Source organism: Geobacillus sp. C56-T3 (assembly GCF_000092445.1).
Taxonomy (GTDB): Bacteria; Bacillota; Bacilli; order Bacillales; family Anoxybacillaceae; genus Geobacillus; species Geobacillus thermoleovorans.
Window position 1 is genome coordinate 3,496,580 of record NC_014206.1, and the last position, 15,424, is coordinate 3,512,003.

At 55.3% G+C, this 15,424-nt stretch carries 14 protein-coding genes and 1 pseudogene; 1 reads left to right on the forward strand and 14 read right to left on the reverse strand.

The features are described from left to right. Positions 1-49 precede the first annotated feature (49 nt). Positions 50-313, reverse strand: coding sequence for a sporulation transcriptional regulator SpoIIID (spoIIID, locus tag GC56T3_RS17295; RefSeq protein WP_011232801.1), 264 nt, complete (start codon positions 311-313; stop codon positions 50-52). 307 nt (positions 314-620) lie between these two features. On the opposite strand from spoIIID, the gene GC56T3_RS17300 reads away from it, so the two are divergent. After that, on the forward strand, positions 621-1,130 hold the full coding sequence (locus GC56T3_RS17300) for a BsuPI-related putative proteinase inhibitor (RefSeq protein WP_013146589.1): 510 nt from the start codon (positions 621-623) through the stop codon (positions 1,128-1,130). A 293-nt stretch (positions 1,131-1,423) separates the two neighbouring features. Here GC56T3_RS17300 and GC56T3_RS20365 read toward each other — a convergent pair. From GC56T3_RS20365 to nuoI, 13 genes and pseudogenes are all read right to left on the reverse strand, one after another. Beyond that, a pseudogene (locus GC56T3_RS20365) lies at positions 1,424-1,576 on the reverse strand (chromate transporter); the annotation flags it as partial. Positions 1,577-1,601: 25 nt separating this feature from the next. Continuing rightward, positions 1,602-3,206 carry a gamma-glutamyltransferase family protein gene (locus tag GC56T3_RS17310; RefSeq protein WP_013146591.1) on the reverse strand — a complete coding sequence of 535 codons (1,605 nt, stop codon included), beginning with the start codon at positions 3,204-3,206 and terminating at the stop codon, positions 1,602-1,604. 412 nt (positions 3,207-3,618) lie between these two features. Further along, the gene (locus GC56T3_RS17315; RefSeq protein ID WP_013146592.1) at positions 3,619-4,506 is read right to left on the reverse strand and encodes a M23 family metallopeptidase; all 888 of its coding nucleotides are present in this window, start codon (positions 4,504-4,506) and stop codon (positions 3,619-3,621) included. Between the two features lie 174 nt (positions 4,507-4,680). Continuing rightward, positions 4,681-5,712 (reverse strand): stage II sporulation protein D, encoded by a 1,032-nt coding sequence (gene spoIID, locus GC56T3_RS17320; RefSeq protein WP_013146593.1) that lies wholly within the window; start codon positions 5,710-5,712, stop codon positions 4,681-4,683. Between the two features lie 542 nt (positions 5,713-6,254). Further along, positions 6,255-7,559 carry a UDP-N-acetylglucosamine 1-carboxyvinyltransferase gene (murA, locus tag GC56T3_RS17325; protein WP_013146594.1) on the reverse strand — a complete coding sequence of 435 codons (1,305 nt, stop codon included), beginning with the start codon at positions 7,557-7,559 and terminating at the stop codon, positions 6,255-6,257. 31 nt (positions 7,560-7,590) lie between these two features. Continuing rightward, positions 7,591-8,346 carry a YwmB family TATA-box binding protein gene (locus tag GC56T3_RS17330; protein WP_013146595.1) on the reverse strand — a complete coding sequence of 252 codons (756 nt, stop codon included), beginning with the start codon at positions 8,344-8,346 and terminating at the stop codon, positions 7,591-7,593. A 260-nt stretch (positions 8,347-8,606) separates the two neighbouring features. Next, a complete protein-coding gene (locus GC56T3_RS17335) occupies positions 8,607-8,846 on the reverse strand; it encodes a DUF1146 family protein (protein WP_011232810.1) in 240 nt (79 codons plus the stop codon). Positions 8,847-9,224: 378 nt separating this feature from the next. Beyond that, complete coding sequence (gene nuoN / locus GC56T3_RS17340; RefSeq protein WP_013146596.1) at positions 9,225-10,718, reverse strand: NADH-quinone oxidoreductase subunit NuoN; 1,494 nt, start codon at positions 10,716-10,718, stop codon at positions 9,225-9,227. Positions 10,719-10,722: 4 nt separating this feature from the next. Beyond that, positions 10,723-12,300 (reverse strand): NADH-quinone oxidoreductase subunit M, encoded by a 1,578-nt coding sequence (locus tag GC56T3_RS17345; RefSeq protein ID WP_013146597.1) that lies wholly within the window; start codon positions 12,298-12,300, stop codon positions 10,723-10,725. Then, positions 12,297-14,150: an NADH-quinone oxidoreductase subunit L gene (nuoL, locus tag GC56T3_RS17350; protein ID WP_013146598.1), complete on the reverse strand. Its 1,854-nt coding sequence runs from the start codon at positions 14,148-14,150 to the stop codon at positions 12,297-12,299. The genes GC56T3_RS17345 and nuoL overlap by 4 nt, the downstream gene beginning before the upstream one ends. A gap of 17 nt (positions 14,151-14,167) precedes the next feature. Next, entirely contained in the window at positions 14,168-14,473 is a 306-nt protein-coding gene (nuoK, locus tag GC56T3_RS17355; RefSeq protein WP_011232815.1) for an NADH-quinone oxidoreductase subunit NuoK, read from the reverse strand. Then, a complete protein-coding gene (locus GC56T3_RS17360) occupies positions 14,470-14,991 on the reverse strand; it encodes an NADH-quinone oxidoreductase subunit J (protein WP_013146599.1) in 522 nt (173 codons plus the stop codon). The genes nuoK and GC56T3_RS17360 overlap by 4 nt, the downstream gene beginning before the upstream one ends. After that, the gene (nuoI, locus tag GC56T3_RS17365; protein WP_013146600.1) at positions 14,988-15,407 is read right to left on the reverse strand and encodes an NADH-quinone oxidoreductase subunit NuoI; all 420 of its coding nucleotides are present in this window, start codon (positions 15,405-15,407) and stop codon (positions 14,988-14,990) included. Before nuoI ends, GC56T3_RS17360 begins: the two co-directional genes overlap by 4 nt. Between the last annotated feature and the right edge of the window lie 17 nt (positions 15,408-15,424).

A 15,424-nucleotide genomic window follows, 5' to 3' on the forward strand; every position in this document is an offset into this window, starting at 1 on the left:
TATTTGCCTCCCGGAATGATACTGCAAACGGCAGATGGCAAGGAAAAAGTCAGTTGTTTTTCACCGTCTGCTTTTTATACTTTTTCTTCGTTGCTTCCCCGCCGCGCAAATGGCGGATCGATTTATGGTAATCGAGAATTTGTTTGACTTCTTGGGCCAGTTCCGGGTTGATTTCCGGCAGCCGCTCGGTCAAGTCTTTATGCACGGTGCTTTTGGATACGCCAAATTCTTTCGCAATGACGCGAACGGTTTTCCTTGTCTCCACGATATACTTGCCAATCTTGATCGTACGCTCTTTGATGTAATCGTGCACACCACTCGCCCTCCCTAAGTTGGATGTGAGAAGTGAGAAGTGTGAAATGAGACTCGTCTTGCCAATGATGGGCGCCGCTTTCGTTGGATGTCTTAGAAGCGTCTTCATCGCGTCGCTTGCCGGTTGTGAACGATCCCCACCTCAACCACTCTCATTGCTGTTCAATTTGTAACATTTTATTAGACAAATCGGGCATATATACCAGAAATATCAAGGCGGACAACGGTTTTTTCACAATTTTTTTGCGGTTTGTAACGGAGAGAAAATGGGAAACGACTATAATAGAAAAGTCAAAGGAGGAGCGAGAATGGGAAACAGAAAGACGATCGGCATCATTGCGGCGCTCGTGGGAGCAGCAGCGGCGAGTGCGTTGTTCATGTACACAAACGGCAGTGATCAACCGCAGGCGAAAGACGATTTGCTTGGCCCCGCTCCGGCCGGCAAACCAGCGCCCGCGGGCGGAAAAGGCATCATCGCCGGGACGCTGGAGCCGTCGCTCACGTACGAAAAGCAACACGATGCTTACGTGTTTACGTTTACGGTCAAAAACCAAACCGAACGCGTGCAAACGGTGACGTTTACGAGCTCGAAAAAGTATGACTACGTTTTATACCGCGATGGACAAAAGGTGAAGCAGTTCAGCGAAGGGAAGATGTTTGCACAAATTTATGAGGAACGGCCGTTAAAACAGGGGGAAGAGCTGTCGTTTCAGGAAACGTTCCGCGACCTAGAGCCGGGGACGTATACGCTTGAGTGGTGGCTCGCTGATCCAAACTGGCCGAACGCGCGGGCGAAGGTGACGTTTACGGTCGAGTGAAGGCGCTTCCGATTTGCCTTCGCGGCTGTTGCCGCGCTCGCCATCCGGCGTCTAAATTAGGAAAACGCTCCTGTCCCGAGCGCTTTTTGCGGCCTTTTCCAACAGGAATTTCTGCATCGATGTTCTTTTTGCCCGCACTGCCACAAAAAGAGGGATGCTCACCCAAGGATGAAGCATCCCGTTGCAGCGCCGAAAGGATTTTCCCTGCATTAAGACAAAAAGAAAGCCCCGTACACAAGCGACAAGGCGATGACATACGCCGGGTGCAGGCGCCATTTGCCAAACATCAAAAAGGCGCTGGCGGCGATTTCAGCGAATTCTTCATCCGCCATCCAGCGGTATTTCGCCACCACTTCAGCACGCACAAGCGGGATCGAAGACGGGCCGCCCCCATATCCAAGCATGCCGACGCGGAAAAAAGCGAGAAACAAATGCCATTGGTTCATCGAAGTCATCCCTTTATCGTGAGTCTCACCAAGCGGCCACCGCACCGTCCGTGCGCGGCTCCGTCCCGGCGGCGAGCACGCCGGTGTCAGGATCGCGCCAAATGATTTGCCCGCGGCCGAACAGTCCGCTGTCCAACGCCAAGCGGATGTCATGCCCTTTGCGGGCGAGCGCTTCGGCGATATGACGCGGGAAGTGCGGCTCGACGAGCACCGTTTTTCCTTCCATCCACTGCCAACGTGGCGCATCGAGCGCCGCTTGCGGGTTTAAGTCAAAATCGACCGTGTTCATGATCACTTGCAGATGCCCTTGCGGCTGCATAAATCCGCCCATGACGCCAAACGGGCCGACCGGCGCACCCCCTTTGGTCAAAAAGCCGGGGATGATTGTATGGTACGGCTTTTTCCTTGGCGCCAGCCCGTTCGGATGACTCTCATCAAAAGCGAAGTTATGGCCGCGGTTGTGCAGGGCGATGCCCGTGCCTGGGACGACGAGGCCGGAGCCGAAGCCCATGTAGTTGCTTTGAATGAACGACACCATGTTCCCTTCGCCGTCCGCGGCGGCCAAATAGACCGTTCCGCCTTTTGGCGGCGTCCCCGGCTCCGGCGTCAGCGCCTCCTCGCCGATTTGCGCCCGGCGCATCGCGGCAAACGATTCCGACAACAGCTCGTCTGGGCTGCAGTTCATATAGCGGCGGTCGGCGATGTACGCTTTCCCATCGGCAAAGGCAAGCTTCATCGCCTCGATTTGCCGGTGGTGCGTCTCGACATCCGACACGCTTGGCACGTCAAACCCGTTCATGATGTTGAGCGCCATCAACGCGACAATCCCTTGGCCGTTCGGCGGAATTTCCCACACCTCATAGCCGCGGTAGGAGACCGAGATCGGCTCGACCCATTCCGGTTCATACTCGGCGAGGTCGTCCGCCGCCAAAAAGCCGCCGTATTGCTTCGAGAAGGCGGCGATTTTTTCCGCCAGCTCGCCGCGGTAAAAGCTTTCCGCTTCCGTTTCGGCAATGGAGCGCAGCGTCGCCGCATGGTCCGGCGAGGCCCACACTTCGCCGATCTTCGGCGCGCGGCCGCCCGGCGCAAACGTCGCAAACCAGGCGGCAAACTCCGGCCCGCGAAGCGCTTCTTTGTATGTACGAAACGCCGCAACCCAATACTTTCCGAGCACTGGCGAAACCGGATAGCCGTTTTCCGCATAGGCGATCGCCGGTGCGAGCGTTTCCACAAGCGGCAGGCGGCCGAAGCGCTTTGACAGCGCCGCCCACGCCGCCGGCGCCCCCGGAACGGTCACCGGAGCGAAGCCGTACTTCGGCATCTCGGTATAGCCGAGCTCTTTGAGCGCTTCAATCGAGATCGATTTCGGCGCATAGCCGCTCGCGTTTAATCCGTACAGCTTCCCGTCCGTCCAAACAAGGGCGAACGCATCGCCGCCGATGCCGTTCGATGTCGGTTCGACAACCGTCAAGCAGGCGGCCGCGGCGATCGCCGCATCGATGGCATTGCCGCCTTTTTTCAACACATCAAGCCCCGCCTGCGCCGCGAGCGGCTGCGATGTCGCCACAACGCCGTTTTTGGCGAACACCGTCATCCGCTGCGATGGGTAGGGGTGGTATAGGTAGTCCATGGCCACGATCCCCTTTCTTTCGTTAAGTGAAGAATAAAACGTTTCACAAACGAAACTGTTTCCGTTTTCATTTATTTTAAAGGAAAGAGGGGGTTATTTCCATCCTTGTTCCTAAAAAATGAAAGAATATTCAAATCATAATTTTTGGCGGTTCATCACCGAAAGATGTACTTGACTTTTAGACACAAACATAACATCGTCCCTCCCGATCGAACAAAAAATAGCCATGACTTTTTGGGGCACCTATCATGAAAAACGTTTTTTATCTTATGGTGAAGAGCTTTTTTGGCTACCGTTTTTCCCACGTCTGACTTTAGAAGCGGCAAAGCAAAAAGACCCGCCCGCTTGTCTTGGCAAACGGACAGGCCTTTTCGTCGCGTTTTTCGTTTCCTCTTGCTCGACGCCTTGTCGATTACGCTCTTGCCATGCCGATCGAGGCGTCTGGCGTTTTGTAGGATGAAGCATCGTTGTTTTCGTCTTGATGGTTGTCGCTTGGCGTCGTCGAATGGTCGTCAGCCGATGGTTGTTCATTCGCTGGGTTTTCGTCTGTCGGCGCTGTTTCGTCACTTGGCATCAATTCTTTTTCCTTGTTCGTGGCGGCGCGATCGGTTCCCGTTTTGTCTTCCGCTTTGTCAGTCAAAGCCGTCAACGGTTTGTCGACATAGTCGATCGGGTTGACCGCCCGGCCGTCTTTGCGAATTTCAAAATGGACGTGGATGCCGGCTTCTTTGTTGAATTCGCTTTGCCCTGCCTTGCCGATCACTTCACCTTGTTTCACCGTGTCGCCGGCTTCGACTTTCACATCAGCGAGCGATTGATAGACGGTCGTGACCCCTTGTTCATGATTGATTTCGACAACATAGCCCAAAATCGGGTCTTTTTCCGCTTTCGTCACCGTGCCGCTTAAGGAAGCGGTGACATCAAACGTTTTGCCGTCTTGGCGCACAAGATCGATGCCTTGGTTCGGGTGGTACGTATGATCATAAAAGACGAGGGCTGCTTCCTGTTCTGCTTCCGATGCTTTGTCATCGTAGAATGGCGTTTTCACTTGCACCGCATTTGGATCAAGCACCGGCATCGCAATCGTTTCGACCGTTTCATTGACCGGAACAGCCGGATTTTCTTGCTGGGCGGTGCCGTTTTTCGCCACGTTGTCTCTGCCCGTATTCTCCTCTTTGCCCAATTGGAACCAAAGCGCACCAGCGACGATCAATGCGGCAGACGATAAATAGATGGCCGGAAATACCCAGCGTTTGCGGAACAGACGCTTCAGCGACGATTGTTTTTGTTCCTCTCTCATGTTCATCACCTCAGCAACCATTTTGAACAGAAAGAGGAAAAGATATACACATAGAAAACAATTTTTTCACTTATTTTTTGACATTCGGCTAGATTTTATACAAAAAAATGAGGGGCGTCTCCCTGCCGTTTGCCCCGAACATTTGACAGAAAAACCGGGGCGCAGAACCCCGGTTCATCCATTTTTCGCGGTCAATTTGTTTAAAAACGCCGTCGCCGACGAAATATGGACGCCGCGGTAATAATATTTAACGATGTCGGCGTACGTTTTCCCTTCTTTGGCCATAAAGTTGGCGCCGTATTGACTCATGCCGACGCCATGGCCGTAGCCTTTCGTCGTAATGATGATGTCATCTCCGTTGCGCACCCAGGTGAAATCACTTGACGGCAATCCGAGCCGTTCGCGCACATCGCGGCCCGTAAACGTCTTGCCGCCGATCTTCACTTCGCCGACGCGGCGGCCGGGAGTGCGCGATACAATGACGCCGACTGAGCCGTCAGCGGGCAGTTGGACCCCCAGTCTTCGCTCGAATTCCGCCACCGACATCGTTTTTCTCTGGTAAAACTTCGGGGATTGTTTGTCCCATGGGCTGGCGACGCTTTTTAAATAAGGAAAATCGCTTTGCCAATAGGCTTCCGAATTTTCCGTATAGCCGTTGCTTGTCGAAAAAAACAGCGCCTCGATCGGCTCGTTGTGGTATGTCAAAATTTGTCCTTGCGTTTCCAACACGGCTTTTGTCACTTTTTTGATTTTCCAATCATAATCGCTGCCCCACAGCTTTCGCAATTCGTCATCACTGTAATAGACTTGATGAGCCACCGTGTCGGTCACATTCGCTCCTTTTGGCAGGCGAAACGGCTGGTTGGCGAGCAATTGCTTCACGATGTACGTTCTTGCCGTCAACGCTTGCGCCTTTAATGCCTCAAGTTCAAATTCGGCCGGCATTTCCGCCGCCACGACGCCGATGACGTATTGCTCGAGGGGAATATGTTCGACGCGTTGTTCTTTGCTTCGGTAGACCGCCACCTCGACAGACGGCCCTTCGGCTGCCTGCGACCGCTGAATTTGTTCTTGCTTGTGCAGTTGTTCGGCCAATTTCGCCACCTTCCCGTCATAAAATGGAAGAACGAGCGCCGTCGGAATGACGAGGATGGCGACAAATAGCAAGAAAGCGAGCACCATTACGGGTTTCAATCGTTTCACCATAGCCGAGCCCCCAATATGCGTTTTCCAAGCACAAGCGGACATCGCGAATGAATGCCTGCGTTGGCTTCGGTTCGTTACTATAGTTATGGGCTCGGACAAGTATGTATGACAGTTTTCTCTCGAGCCAAAACGCCTTGAGCGCGTTTCGCACCCCGTCTAAAGGGCTGGTGATTGAGTACAAAATACTGCTAGTCCCAGCTGTTTCTCAATTAGAAAAACCTTACGAAATCAGCCTTCTTTTTTGGCGAAATGCCGCTGATTTGCTCGTGACAGCCGTTTTTCACCGACCTTCTAAACATGAAGCCGTTGAAAAAAGTCGGTGACGGAACAGGGGGCGATGGAACAAGGGGGTTTTCGAAAGCACATGTTTCACCACCGCCGCAACTTGCCGCGCGCGATGCGATCAAGCTTATGGAGAAACTTTGTACAGAAGATCGCCAGGAACGAACGGTTGTTTTCTACCGTCCTTCGACGGTCGCCCGTGTTCCAAGAAAAAACGACCATTCCCTGCTGAAAGGCAGTTCACGGTCGTTTTTCGCTCTTTATCCGTTCCATTGGATCGTTTGAATTTGGTCGAATTGTTCCGTTTCTTCGCGGACGCGTTCAATGTCGGCCCCAAGCGCAGCCAACTTTTCGTGGAAGCGGACATACCCGCGGTCGAGATGACGAAGCTCGGTCACGCGCGTGTAGCCGTCCGCCGCGAGTCCAGCCAAAATCAACGCCGCCGCTGCGCGCAAATCGGTGGCCGCCACTTCGGCGCCTTGCAGCTGGCACGGGCCATTGATAATGACGGAACGCCCCTCAATTTTAATATCGGCGTTCATGCGCCGGAATTCCTCCACATGCATAAAGCGATTTTCAAACACCGTCTCGGTGATCATGCTCGTGCCTTCCGCTTTCAACAAGAGAGCCATCATTTGCGACTGCATGTCGGTTGGAAAGCCCGGATATGGCATCGTTTTAATGTCGACGGCTTTCAGCTTTTCCGGACCGATGACACGCAAGCCGCTTTCCTCTTCCATGACGGTCACGCCCATTTCTTCGAGTTTGGCGATCAGCGAGCCTAAATGTTCCGGAACGGCTCCTTGCACGAGGACATTGCCGCCGGTGATCGCCGCCGCCACCATAAACGTGCCGGCTTCGATGCGGTCCGGAATGACCGTATGCGTTGTGCCGACGAGCTCGTCAACTCCCTCGATTCGAATCGTTCCGGTGCCGGCGCCGCGCACTTTGGCGCCCATCGCGTTCAAAAAGTTCGCCAAATCGACGATTTCCGGCTCTTTGGCGCAGTTTTCGATCACAGTCGTGCCTTCCGCGAGCACGGCGGCCATCATAATGTTTTCCGTCGCCCCGACGCTTGGAAAGTCCAAATAAATTTTGGCGCCGCGGAGCCGTCCGTTCACTTCCGCATCGATAAAGCCATTGCCGACTTTCACAGACGCGCCCATCGCTTCAAATCCTTTTAAATGTTGATCGATCGGGCGCGAGCCAATGGCACAGCCGCCCGGCAGCGCCACGCGGGCTCGGCCGTTGCGCGCCAACAGCGGCCCCATGACAAGCACCGACGCGCGCATTTTTCGCACATATTCAAACGGCGCTTCCACCGTCAACGGACCGGTGGCATCGACGGTGACCGTCTCGCCGGCAATGTGCACATCGGCGCCTAAATAGCGGAGCACTTCACTGATTGTATATACATCGGAAAGAGCAGGCACATCATGAATCGTACTTGTTCCTTTCGTAGCCAATAAAGTGGCAGCGATGACAGGCAAAACGGCATTTTTTGCGCCTTCCACTTTGACGGTGCCGCTCAACCGGTTTCCGCCACGGACGATGATCTTTTCCAAGGTATTCCCCTCCGCGTCCAATTTCTCTATATTAGTATTCAATGGTAATGATTGGGGTTCCAGCAACGACGCGCGTCTTGCCGCCCAATCTTTCTCTCAAGGCGAGTTGCAGGTTGATCGGCTGATGATGGGCGGTTGGGAGAACGTTCTTCCACTGCCCAGTATATGCAGACAGGGAAACGAGTGACTCTTCCCGCAGCCACTCGACAGGCGTCGCTTGAAAATCGCGAAGCAATTGAGAAGCTTGATCGAACAAACCACCTTCCATATTACCACTGAACTCGCCTTCAATACAAGCAAAAAATGTAGAGTGATTCACAAATAGTCCGTTCGTCGTTTTTTGAATGTGCTGTGTTGCTTCTTTCCACCCAGCTTGGCTCCACGTTGGGCCGGTCACTTCATAGAGGATATACGTTTGCGGCGTTCCATTTGTGACGGTCATCACGAGCTGGATTTGTTCACGAAAAAAGGAATGTTCATTCGTGCCGATCACTTTTTGCCCATGGCTAGTTTGGTGGAACGTCCAGTGAAAGGAGCGGTATGTTTGTTTGAACTCCGCCATTTTTTTGAAAAAGTCCGCATCATTTTGAATATCGTGGGCATACTCTCTTGTGTACACGACCCAGCGGCCGAGCGAGGCACCGTGCTGCGCCAATGTGTGCGCCATCATTTCCAACGGTTCGGACCATTCGTTCCCCCGCGCGCCTTCCGTCCGGTATTGCCCTGCGGCCAACAACAAGACCGCGGCGGCCAGCGCCATCAGCCAACAGATTGGATTTTTTCTCATCTTCGTTCCCTTCCTCTCCTTACTTGTTATTGTTGCCACCGGGCAAGGGAACATACGTCAAAAAAATCGACAACCGGCGATTTTTGAAATCGCTTTCATAAATAAACATCAAAGCGGAGGGCAAACAGCCGAGAATCCGTGGAAGAAGGGGACGGGACGGGGAGCAAAGAGGCGGCGGCAAGAACGGATCGGCCGGACAGAGGGCGGGGCAAGCGGGCAGTTGGAGGGGGAGCCGAAGCACCACGGCGCCCCGGGCCTCCTTATTCGCGGAACAAATACGGCAAATCGGTTGACCAAGCCCAATAGTCAAGGAAAAAGTTCGCCACCGTCGAGCCGATGGCAATCGTCAATAAAATGTACAGCAGCCGCCCTTGGACGACGCGGTTCGGCCGAAGCAGCACCTCGAGCCGCACCGCCTGCAGCGTCCACCACGTCACCGCTAGAAACGCCAAATGAACGATAATCGAAATCAACGCTTGTTGGCCGATGACCGGCATCATCAAGTTTCACCTCTTTCTCAAGCATATGTGAAACGAAGCATACGAAGCATTTCCTCTTTTTCGGAACGCGGCGAGCAGCCAAAGCACTTCATGCGTTTCGAAAACAGATTAAGCGGCGCATGATAAGCTCTTCTCCCCCGAAACAGAGCCGGCCGCACATCCAAGGTGCTCCTCGTCCCGAAACAAAGCCAGCGGGATGAGCATTCCTCTCTTTCTATGAAAATGCGCAGGCCTTGAAACTTTCATGCTAGGTGGAAAGCAAACATGGCTCGATGGAGCTTTCCTGCGCAAAGCACGCAGCGCATCCCCTCCTTTCCAAACGAAGCCGGCGGCGCAAAAAAAGAGGAGAGGCATTCTCCCTCTCCCTTTATTCTACCGTTACGGCAAAAAATCGCCAAAATGCCCAAACTGGGCGAGCATATCGTAAGCAAGCCCCGGCGCCCAGCCGATCGCCAACGTTCCAAGCGCGCAAAGAACGACGGCGGTCGACAGCCCGGCCGGCAGCCGGCCAAGCGGCGCGGTGAACGTCGGGCGGAAAAAGAGCTGGACGATCAAATTGAAATAGTACACGTACGAGATGACGGTCGTGATCGCCATCACGGCGGCGAGCACATAATGGCCCGGCTCTGTGACGACAAGGCCGATGAAAATATGCAGCTTGGCGATAAAGCCAGCTGTTCCTGGGATGCCGGCGAGCGAGAGCAAAAACAGCCCGAGCGCCGCAGCCAGCAGTGGGCGGTGCCGATATAAGCCGGCCAGTCCATCCAAATCATCGGATCCGGTTTCATTGACAATATGGGCAATAATGGCAAACGTCCCGATGTTCATCAACGTATAGACGAGCAAATACATCCAGAGCGAATCGATCATCGCCCATGACATCGCGGCAAACCCCGCGAGCAAGTAGCCGGCGTGGGCGATGCTCGAGTAGGCGAGCAGCCGCTTTAAACTCCGCTGCCGAAGCGCCACGACGCTGCCGATGATCATCGTCAATCCGGCTAACACGGTGATGATCGGCTGCATCGACAAAAGAAGCGATGACGGATCCCGCCCTTCTGCCGGCGCCGCGGCAAAGATCGTCACCAGTAAACGGAGAAGAAGGGCAAAGCCGGCCGTTTTCGACACGACGGCAAAAAACGCGGTCGCTGGAACGGGCGCTCCTTCGTACACGTCCGGCGCCCACATATGAAACGGAACAGTCGCCAGCTTAAACGAAACGCCGATGAGCAAAAGCAGAAACGCCAAAGCAAGCATGTACGGCTCGTTCGTCTCCTGCAAGCGGCGCGCGATGCCGCCGAGATTCGTCGTTCCGGTCAAGCCGAACACATAACTCATGCCAAACAGCATGATGGCGGTGGCGATGCCGCCATTGATGACGTATTTGAGCGCCGCCTCGTTCGATGCCGGCGCCGTTTTGCGCAAACCGGCCAAAATGTAGGACGACACCGAAAGCAGCTCAAGGCTTACAAATAATGTAAGCAAATCGCCGCTAGACGCCATCATCATCGCCCCAAGCAGCGCAAACAACATCATATAGACAAATTCGCCGCGGTGCGGACTGCCTTCTTTCGGCGCCCATTCGGCCACCAAAAGCAGAGCGAGCGCTCCGCCAGCCAGCAAAATGAGCTTGAACGCTTTGGCGAACGCATCGAGCCGGAACGTATCATGCAAAATCGATGCCGACCCGACCGGGATCATCGCCGCTGTCGCGATCATGGCGAGCGCCGCCGCCGCCGCGGCGCCCCAAGCAAGCGGCCGGCGGCTTCGGCTACTTGGCAGCGCCAAGTCCATCACCAACAGCGCTATGGCGGCCGCGAGGACGATCCATTCGGGCGCCATCATGCTCCAATCGGATTGCCATACATCGTTCATGTGATCAACCCCCTAGCCCGTTCATCATCGTCTTGACGACGGCCGTAAGCGGCGCGGCCAATAGCTGCGGATAGACGCCGACGGCCACGATCAACGCGACGAGGATGAACGCCGGCACAGCTTCTTTTCCTTGCAAGTCAACGACGCCCCCTTGCGGTTCACCTAGGCTTGCCGCAGATGCTTGCGGCTCACGCCAGCCCATGACCGCTTCCCGCCGGTCGCGGGGGCGGCCGAACGTGATATCAAGGACGGCTTTCAGCGAGTAGACAGCGGCGAAGATCAATCCAAGCGCCCCCACGGCGGCAAGGGCCGGCTTCGTTTGAAACAGCCCGAGAAACGACGTGAATTCACCGACAAATCCCGCCAGCCCCGGCAGACCGAGCAAGGCGAGCGCCGCTGTGAGCAAATACCCGGAAAAGAGCGGCATCGCTTTCGTCAGTCCACCAAGCCGGTTGATGTCCGTTGTTCCCATTCGATGAGCGAGCACGCCGACAAGCAAAAACGACAAGGCCGAGATGAGTCCGTGAGCCACCGATTGAAAGACCGCTCCTTGAATGCCGGCCTCATTCAACGCACCGAGTCCGATGAGCACGACCCCCATATGCGACACGCTTGAGTAGGCGAGCACGCGCTTCAATTCGCGCTGGCGAAGCGCCAACAGCGCGCCGTACAGCACGTTGATGACGCCAAATAGAGCGAGAACGCCGGCAAACGAGCGGAACTCATCCGGAAACAAGCCGACCCCGAAGCGAATCATCCCATACGCTGCGATTTTCAGCAACACCCCGGCATGAAGCATCACCACCGGCGGCGGCGCTTCGACGTGGACGCGGATGAGCCAGCGGTGGAACGGAACAGCCGGCAGCTTGACGGCAAATGCCAACAGCAGCCCGCCGAGCAGCCAGCGACGCCCTTCCGCCGTCAGCGGCGCAATCAGTTGCCCTTCCGCCGCTGGATTATGTAACATTTCATGAAGCAAGGCAAAGTTCGCTGTTCCAGTTCGGGCAAGCAGCACCGCGATCACGACAAGCAGCAAAGCCGAGCCGAGCCCGTTGTACAACAAGTAGCTGTACGCCGCCCGCTCGCGCTCAAACCCGCCCCACTTGCCGACAAGCAAAAACATGGCGACCAACGTCACTTCTAAGAAGAGGAAAAACCAAACGAAATTGGCGGCGGAAAATACGCCGAGCATGCCAATCTCAAGCGCCAGCAGCCAGAGAAAATACCCTTTTTTCTCCGTTGTGACAAGCATCGACGCCAAAGCGGCCAACGTCGCCAACACCGCGGTCAGAACGATAAAGACAAGCGACAGCCCATCGATGCCGAGCTCATAGCGGATCACATACGCCGCGTCCGTCAAAAATGGCAGGTCCGTAAGCCGCACCCAGTCCCGTGCTTCGTCGAGCCGCTCGAGGCGAAACCCGCGCCCGGACTGAATGAAAGCAAACAACGCCAAAATGAGCGGCGGTACGGTGGCGGCCGTTCCGAGCCATTGAATCATTCGTTCATCCGTTTTGCGGACAAACATCAGCAACATGATGCCTAACAGCGGCGAAAAGACGAGCAGCGATAAAAACATCATAGCCAGTACCCCCCTGTTAAGGCGAAAATGACGACCAAAATCGCCAATCCGGCCACCGTCACCGCCCCATACGTCTGCGCCTGCCCGTTTTGCCCGCGCGACCCAGCCGAGGCGGCCGCGCCGACAATGCCGGCGGCAAGCCGGGCGAGCCCTTCCACAAGGAAGCGGTCGACATACGCCAACAGGCGGCTGATCCATGACACAAGCGACACGACCGTCAAACGGTAAATGTCATCGATGTAGTAATGACGGCGCAGCAGCTCATCAACATACGGAACACGCGCGGACAGCCAATCGCGCGGCACTTTCTGCGCCCCGTACATCAGCCAAGCGAGAAAAATCCCTGCAAACGACACGATCGTCGCCAAAACAGCGATCCATCCCGGCGCCGCTTCATGACGATACGCTCCATCCGTCAACCATTCGCCAAGGAACGAGCCAAACCACGGCGTTTGCATGTATCCGGATGCAATCGACAGCACGCCGAGCACAAGCATTGGCGCCACCATCGAGGCCGGCGCTTCATGAGCATCCTCATGATGCCGCGCTTTGCCGGCAAAGACGAGGAAAAAGAGCCGGAACATATAAAACGACGTCAACAGCGCGGCAGCGACCGCGAGCCAAAAGAGGAGGCGCGGCCCGTTCGTCCAGGCGGCGGCCAAAATTTCGTCCTTGCTGAAAAAGCCGGCGAATAGCGGAACCCCGCTGATCGACAGCGCCCCAATGAGGAATAGCGGCGCGGTCCATGGCAGCCGCCGCCAAAGCCCGCCCATTTCCTCGATGTTTTGCGTACGGACGGCATGAATGACGCTCCCGGCGGCCAAAAAGAGGAGCGCTTTAAAGAACGCATGCGTCGTCAAATGGAAGATGGCCGCGACATAGCTGCCGGCGCCAAGCGCCAACATCATATAACCGAGCTGGCTGATCGTCGAATAGGCGAGGACGCGCTTGATGTCCGTCTGCACCAAGCCGATCGTCGCGGCGAAAATGGCCGTCACCCCGCCGATCGTCGCCACGGTCATCATGGCTGCATGGCTTGCCTCATACAGCGGAAACAATGCCGCCACAAGGTACACACCGGCCGCCACCATCGTCGCAGCGTGGATGAGCGCCGACACCGGCGTCGGGCCTTCCATCGCGTCTGGAAGCCATGTATGGAGCGGAAATTGCCCCGATTTGCCGATGGCGCCGATGAAAATCAAGATCACAGTGAGCGTCGTCATCCCCGGCGACAGCGTGCCGTCGCCGACGGCGCGGAAAATGTCATCGTAATCAAAGCTGTGCGTTTGCCAAAAGAGCAACATCATGCCGATAAAAAAGCCAACGTCGCCGATGCGCGTCATGATGAACGCTTTTTTCGCCGCCGCTTTTGCTTCTTCCTTATAGAAGTAAAAACCGATCAGCAAAAACGATCCAAGTCCGACGAGCTCCCAAAAGATGTACGCCTGCAGCAAATTCGGCGACAGCACAAGACCGAGCATCGCAAACGTAAACAGGCCCAAATACGCGTAAAAGGTGGAAAACCGTTCATCGCCAGCCATGTACCCTTGCGAATACACATGGACGAGCCAGCTGACGAGTGCGACGACGACGAGCATCCAAGCGTTTAGGGCGGTGGCGGAAATCCCGACCGTCAACGTCACGTTGCCGATCGTCATCCATGTCCAGTTTGCCTCATACGTCGACCCGCCAAGGCGGTCCACAAGCACCGCGAGCGCCAAAAGCAGCGACAAGAACGCCGCGGCGATGCCGACATAGGCGCTTCGCTGTTTCCATCTCCGTCCGAACAGCAGCAACAGAATGCACGAACCAAGCGGGAACAGCGGCACGACCCAAGCTAGGTTCATCATCGTTCCCATCCCCTTCTCTAATGTTTCAACGAATTGGCTTCATCGACTTGAACCGTCTTCCGGCTGCGGTAAAAAGCGATGAGCGCAGCTAAGCCGACGGCTGCTTCCGCCGCCGCCACGGCGATCGCAAATAGCGCGAACACGTGCCCGTGAACGCTGGGATGGGCGCCGTATTTGGCAAAAGCGACGAAATTGATGTTGACCGCATTTAACATCAGCTCAATGCAGATGAGCACAATGACCGTATTCCTCTTCGTGAGCGCCCCGTACAGCCCAATGCAAAACAAGATCAGCGCCAACGCTAAATAGGCCGATAATGTCATTCGTCTTCCGCCCCCTTGCCGTCTTTTTTCGCCAACACGATCGCGCCAATTAAGGCGACAAGCAAAATGACGGACACGATTTCAAACGGAATCGTATAATACGAGTAAAGCGACTTGCCGATCGCCTTCGCGTTGTCGCCCGAAAGCGCGCTGCCGTCAGCGCCGAAGTCGAGCTGGCGGATGCCGAAGTAGACGGCAAGGCCGAAGGCGATGACGGAGAGGGCGGCAACCGCTTTATGCCAGACGCCGCCGGTGGTTGGGCGCTCCCTTTCGTCTGTGTGATGGCGCGTCAGCATGATCGCAAACAGCATGATGATCGTGATGGCTCCGGAATAGATGAGCACTTGCACAACAGCGACAAATTCAGCGGACAACAGCACGTACAGCCCGGCAATTCCTAAAAATGTCATGACGAGGGCGATGACCATATGGACGACGTTCGTCAGCTGGAGCATCGTCACTCCCCCGGCAATCGCCGCGAGGGCGAGCAAGAAAAAGGCGATGTCCGTTCCGCTCACGGCTTATTCTCCCTTCTGATGTTCGTATCGTTTTCATCGAGCCAGGCCAAATCTTTATACAGAGCGTCGCGGCTGTATTCCGCGAGCTCAAAGTTGTTCGTCATGACAATCGCTTCCGTTGGGCATACTTCCGTGCACAAATCACATAAAATGCAAATTTCAAAGTTGATGTTGTACGTCTCAATCACTTTCCCTTTTTTCGTCGGATCGGGATGTTTTTTCCCGGTCAGCTGGATGCATTCGGTCGGGCAAATGTTGACACACTGGTTGCACACGATGCATTTTTCGGGATAAAATTTCTGGATGCCGCGAAACCGATCCGGGAGCGGGAGCGGTTCGTGCGGGTAATCGTACGTCACTTTTTCGCGCGTCAACTCTTTTAACGTATACGCCAATCCTTTCATCAACCCAATCATCCGTCTTCTACCCCTCT

Coding starts and splice junctions, on each gene's coding strand:
- GC56T3_RS17300 (WP_013146589.1), top strand. CDS start 621: ATGGGAAACAGAAAGACGATCGGCATCATTGCGGCGCTCGTGGGAGCA.
- GC56T3_RS17310 (WP_013146591.1), bottom strand. CDS start 3,206: ATGGACTACCTATACCACCCCTACCCATCGCAGCGGATGACGGTGTTC.
- GC56T3_RS17315 (WP_013146592.1), bottom strand. CDS start 4,506: ATGAGAGAGGAACAAAAACAATCGTCGCTGAAGCGTCTGTTCCGCAAA.
- spoIID (WP_013146593.1), bottom strand. CDS start 5,712: ATGGTGAAACGATTGAAACCCGTAATGGTGCTCGCTTTCTTGCTATTT.
- GC56T3_RS17330 (WP_013146595.1), bottom strand. CDS start 8,346: ATGAGAAAAAATCCAATCTGTTGGCTGATGGCGCTGGCCGCCGCGGTC.
- GC56T3_RS17335 (WP_011232810.1), bottom strand. CDS start 8,846: ATGATGCCGGTCATCGGCCAACAAGCGTTGATTTCGATTATCGTTCAT.
- nuoN (WP_013146596.1), bottom strand. CDS start 10,718: ATGAACGATGTATGGCAATCCGATTGGAGCATGATGGCGCCCGAATGG.
- GC56T3_RS17345 (WP_013146597.1), bottom strand. CDS start 12,300: ATGATGTTTTTATCGCTGCTCGTCTTTTCGCCGCTGTTAGGCATCATG.
- nuoL (WP_013146598.1), bottom strand. CDS start 14,150: ATGATGAACCTAGCTTGGGTCGTGCCGCTGTTCCCGCTTGGTTCGTGC.
- nuoK (WP_011232815.1), bottom strand. CDS start 14,473: ATGACATTATCGGCCTATTTAGCGTTGGCGCTGATCTTGTTTTGCATT.
- nuoI (WP_013146600.1), bottom strand. CDS start 15,407: ATGATTGGGTTGATGAAAGGATTGGCGTATACGTTAAAAGAGTTGACG.